The sequence below is a fragment of the Acinetobacter sp. 18QD2AZ41W genome (assembly GCF_009829025.1).
Taxonomy (GTDB): domain Bacteria; phylum Pseudomonadota; class Gammaproteobacteria; order Pseudomonadales; family Moraxellaceae; genus Acinetobacter; species Acinetobacter pseudolwoffii.
Map to the genome: position 1 here is coordinate 1 of NZ_WURP01000030.1, position 5,057 is coordinate 5,057.

The 5,057-nt window shown below is 44.4% G+C and carries 3 protein-coding genes and 1 pseudogene; 2 read left to right on the plus strand and 2 right to left on the minus strand.

Annotation, left to right across the window (positions count from 1 at the left end; translation table 11 throughout):
* Positions 1-75, minus strand: a pseudogene (locus GVV58_RS14795) (IS6 family transposase); the annotation flags it as partial.
* 217 nt (positions 76-292) lie between these two features.
* Here GVV58_RS14795 and GVV58_RS14800 point away from each other — a divergent pair.
* Positions 293-1,465, plus strand: coding sequence for an iron-containing alcohol dehydrogenase (locus GVV58_RS14800; RefSeq protein WP_159516847.1), 1,173 nt, complete (start codon positions 293-295; stop codon positions 1,463-1,465).
* A 510-nt stretch (positions 1,466-1,975) separates the two neighbouring features.
* On the opposite strand, the gene GVV58_RS14805 is transcribed toward GVV58_RS14800, so the two are convergent.
* Entirely contained in the window at positions 1,976-3,157 is a 1,182-nt protein-coding gene (locus tag GVV58_RS14805; RefSeq protein ID WP_159516848.1) for a transcriptional regulator, read from the minus strand.
* A gap of 201 nt (positions 3,158-3,358) precedes the next feature.
* On the opposite strand from GVV58_RS14805, the gene GVV58_RS14810 reads away from it, so the two are divergent.
* Entirely contained in the window at positions 3,359-4,870 is a 1,512-nt protein-coding gene (locus GVV58_RS14810) for an aldehyde dehydrogenase family protein (RefSeq protein WP_159516849.1), read from the plus strand.
* Positions 4,871-5,057: the final 187 nt, after the last annotated feature.

The window sequence follows — 5,057 nt, forward strand, 5'->3', positions numbered from 1 at the left end:
GCCATATTTACAATACCAGCGCACAGCCCAAAGAATGATTTCGCCCTGAAAATGCCGACCATGGAAAGGATTCATATACTGCACCTTTAGCTAAAACAGTCTTCAGCTTACCATTCGTGGTTATTTGCAACAGTGCCCTTTTAAATACCTCAAATGCATTATTTTGGCTAGAATCAAAAATTTAAATTGGTAGGTATTTGGTAGGTAGGATTCTTTTTAGCTTCATCCAATACTCATATTACGGTGAGGGTCACCGATAAAATAATCAATGGATGGTAGAAGGAATAACACCATGGCTTTTAAAAATATTTCAGATCAAACTAACGGTTTTTATATTCCCTGTGTTTCACTTTTTGGTCCGGGCTGTGCTAAAGAAATCGGGATCAAAGCACAAAATTTAGGCGCCAAGAAAGCACTGATTGTAACTGATGCTGGCCTGTTTAAATTTGGTGTTGCAGATGATATTGCAAATTATTTGAAAGAGGCAGGTGTTGACAGTTATATTTTCCCAGGCGCGGAACCTAATCCAACTGATATTAACGTGCATCATGGAGTTACAGCTTATAATGAAAACGCCTGTGATTTTATTGTATCGTTAGGTGGGGGTTCATCACATGACTGTGCCAAAGGCATCGGTCTGGTCACTGCAGGTGGCGGACATATCCGTGATTATGAAGGGATTGATAAAAGTACCGTTCCGATGACACCACTGATTGCAATCAATACCACGGCAGGGACAGCTTCGGAGATGACACGTTTCTGTATCATTACCAATACCGATACCCATGTGAAAATGGCGATTGTAGATTGGCGTTGTACCCCACTCATTGCGATTGATGACCCTAAACTGATGTTAGCCAAACCTGCAGGCCTGACTGCGGCAACAGGGATGGATGCTCTGACACATGCGGTCGAGGCCTATGTATCTACGGCCGCCAATCCCATCACTGATGCCTGTGCAGAAAAGGCGATCACCATGATCAGTGAATGGCTCAGTCCCGCAGTGGCGAATGGGGATAATCTGGAAGCACGGGATGCCATGAGCTATGCCCAGTATCTTGCAGGCATGGCTTTTAATAATGCCTCTTTAGGTTATGTGCATGCGATGGCGCATCAGCTTGGTGGTTTCTATAACTTGCCACACGGGGTCTGTAATGCGATTTTGCTCCCACATGTCTGTGAGTTTAACCTGATTGCCTGTCCGGAGCGTTATGCCAAAATTGCCCAATTGATGGGGGTGAATATAGAAGGTTTAACTGTAACTGAGGCAGCTTATGAAGCGATTAACGCCATTCGGCAGCTTTCATCGTCAATTGGCATTCCATCAGGTTTAGCGGAATTGAATGTAAAAGAAGCTGACCTCGCCACTATGGCAGAAAATGCGCAAAAAGATGCCTGCATGTTAACCAATCCACGTAAGGCCAGTCATGCTCAAGTCGTGGATATTTTTAAAGCGGCAATGTAATACCTCCTTGTAAGTCTTATTTTCAATCATCTGACTTACACTTTAACAGGCCTTATTTCGCCTACTGAAGAAGTATGCCAATAGCAATTCATTGCTTTTGGCTACCGCTTTTACCTTCATAATAGGATAAAAAATAGAGGGGAATTATTTTATAAGTCCCCTAGCCTAAAAATATCCATGTTTATCCTAGAGCATAAAAATATCCTAATTTCTTCTACTTCGTTCCAGCCAGAAAAAATTTCCCATCGTATGATCTTAATATCATATTTAATCTCTGAGGAATAAACTGTACGTCCTTCATATGAAATGAAGATGATCGTAGCTGATTTTGATGAAGTGAGTCCCCTCAAGCGGCCAAGTAAATGGCATAGCCACTGAAAAATCATCAGATTAATAAAATTTTAGGATCTGATTCAGATGAAATCGACAAGTAAATCTATTGTGAATAGGGATGATGCTGAATATTCCAGGATTTTCCTATATAGCCTTCTACCGCTGAAGGGATTCGTTTTAAAGGTCTTTATATTTTAAAAGAGTTTGATGGACGGGATGGGTTTTGGGCATTAGTTCAATCAGGCGTTCCACCGCATCAATCGCTTCAGGGAAATGCGATACATGTTTCAGCAGGACGTCAGTTTCATTGGCTTTAAAAATGGCATTACTTAGACGTGATTCCAGACAATCTCGCCAGGCACATAAAAATGGACTTTCCGTTTTAGCCAGAAATACGCCAGTACATAATTTTAGGGCAGAATTAATATATCCAGCATCCAGAGACTGTTCGGTAAGTAAAAAATCGGCCTCTACATGTACCAATAATCGGTAAGGCCTAGAACCTAACATGCCCCCCAGTACATCGCGCAACTGCGACATTTCTGCTTTTAAGGTGCCCATACTAACTTTGCGTTCACCATATAAGGCCTGATGCAAGGTATCCAGACTCAAGCCTTGCGGGCATAAGGCCAAAATGGTCAAAATTTCAATCTGGCGAGGGGTCAGAACCAGCATCTTGCCATTAAACAGTATTTGGGGTACTGAAAAAGCCCGAATGAACAGGCGTTGCTTCTGGCATTCTAACAAAGCAGATTGAATGATTGTGGCGCAACGCTCAGCAGCCAACAGGGCCAAACTGTTATGCTTCTGCCAAGTGGTAGATAGATCAATGACACCTAAGATCTGTTTTGAATAGGGATCGATAATCGGTGCAGCATAACAAACCCAGTCATGAATGGAGGACATGTAATGTTCACTGGAAAAGACACAGGTGGATTGTTGCGTTTTTAAGGAGAGTGCCAGTGCATTGGTTCCGACCAGCTCTTCGCGCCATTGCCCACCTTCAATAAAATGTACACTTTCTGCGGCACTTTGCATTTGTGGGCTAGAAGCTGCCCAAATGATGGTACTGCCGATATCTCCGACCGCCAGCACCATAGAAGATTGCTCGGCAATATGTTTTAAATCCTGAGCACAATGTTGCAGGGCTTGGGCTAAAGTTGAGGAAGAAGTGGTCTTTTTTAAATCCGTCAGCGGTGCTGCTAAACGATTCTTCGGGATTTCAGCCGAGGATGAACGTTGCCAGGAGCTGGCAATACTCTGTCCCAGCTGTTCTGCATGTAAGGGAGACAAACTGCTGTTTTGCCGAAGCTGATCAGTATTGTGCCTTTTTTCCATCAAATCTTGTTTTGTCATCATTCCTTATTCTCACAACAATTCATGATTTACATCCGCTGTAATCGTTATTTTTTTAAAATGGATGAAAATATCGTGAACATGCTAGCTCCAACCTTTTTCCAACCTTATACCAGTTATATTAATCAAATAAGATGCAGAAGTACCTTATACCAAAGCTGTAGAAGCGGTTTTGCCATACGAAAATAAGCAAAGGAAATACATATGCGTTACGTCAATCCTAATCAACCTGGTTCAAAAGTTCATTTTAAAGCACAATACGAGAATTTTATTGGCGGCGAATGGGTCGCTCCGGTCAAAGGTGAATACTTTGACAACATCTCTCCGGTAGATGGCAAAGTCTTTACCAAGGTTCCGCGTTCTTCTGTAGAAGACATTGAATTGGCCCTGGATGCAGCGCACAAAGCCAAAGAACAATGGAACAGAGCATCGCCGACCACCCGCTCCAATATTCTGTTGAAAATTGCCGATCGTCTGGAACAAAATCTGGAACTTCTGGCTGTGGCAGAAACCTGGGACAATGGCAAACCGATCCGTGAAACGCTGGCTGCCGATATTCCGCTGGCTATTGACCATTTCCGTTATTTTGCCGGCTGTATTCGTGCGCAGGAAGGCGGCATTTCCGAAATTGATGAAGATACGATTGCTTATCATTTTCATGAGCCGTTGGGCGTCGTGGGTCAGATTATCCCGTGGAACTTTCCGATTCTGATGGCTGTCTGGAAACTGGCACCTGCCCTGGCTGCGGGCAACTGCATTGTGTTGAAACCTGCAGAACAGACTCCGGTCAGCATTCTGGTGCTGGCTGAACTGATTCAGGATATTTTGCCACCGGGTGTCCTGAATATCGTCAATGGTTATGGGGTTGAAGTCGGTCGCCCGCTAGCCACCAACCCACGCATTGCCAAGATTGCCTTTACCGGTTCCACCGCCGTCGGTCAGATGATCATGCAATATGCCACCGAAAATATTATTCCGGTGACGCTGGAACTGGGGGGTAAATCACCGAATCTGTTCTTTGCCGACATCATGGATCAGGAAGACGATTATCTGGACAAAGCGCTGGAAGGTTTTGCCATGTTTGCCCTGAACCAGGGTGAAATCTGCACCTGTCCATCGCGTGCGCTGATCCAGGAAAGTATTGCTGACGAATTTCTGGCGCGTGCCGTTGAACGGGTGAAACGGATTAAAACCGGGCATCCGCTGGATACTGACACCATGATTGGCGCGCAAGCCTCACAGGAACAGCAGGACAAGATTCTGGGCTGTATTGCCACTGGTCGTGAAGAAGGCGCACAGATCCTGACTGGTGGTGAAGCACGTCAGGAAGTGGGTCAAGGTTTCTATATTGAGCCGACTATCTTTAAAGGCACCAATGACATGAAGACCTTCCAGGATGAAATCTTCGGGCCTGTATTGGCTGTGACCACCTTTAAAGACTTTGATGATGCGATCAAGATCGCCAACGATACGATTTACGGACTCGGTGCCGGGGTCTGGTCACGCTCAGCGCATACTTCCTACCGTGCTGGCCGTGCCATTCAGGCCGGTCGGGTCTGGACCAACTGTTATCACATCTACCCTGCGCATGCGGCTTTCGGTGGCTATAAAAAATCCGGCATTGGTCGTGAGAATCACAGAATGATGCTGGATCATTATCAACAAACCAAAAATCTGTTAGTGAGCTATTCGACCAAACCAGCCGGGTTCTTTTAAGAAGTGAAATACATTCAAAGCGAACTTCGGTTCGCTTTGAATGTATGGTAGCTAGCTTTCACAAAATATCAGCAACATCTTCAAGCTGCGGCCAATTCAAATAAAGTTTTTAGGGCGTGTCCTCATTTGAAAAATTGGTTTTAAATACTTAAAATCCTCCTTTAAGCTCTTTTGATTTCTATATTTT

Excerpts from the sequence above, each read along its gene's own strand:
- GVV58_RS14800 (WP_159516847.1), top strand. The coding sequence starts at position 293 with ATGGCTTTTAAAAATATTTCAGATCAAACTAACGGTTTTTATATTCCC.
- GVV58_RS14805 (WP_159516848.1), bottom strand. The coding sequence starts at position 3,157 with ATGATGACAAAACAAGATTTGATGGAAAAAAGGCACAATACTGATCAG.
- GVV58_RS14810 (WP_159516849.1), top strand. The coding sequence starts at position 3,359 with ATGCGTTACGTCAATCCTAATCAACCTGGTTCAAAAGTTCATTTTAAA.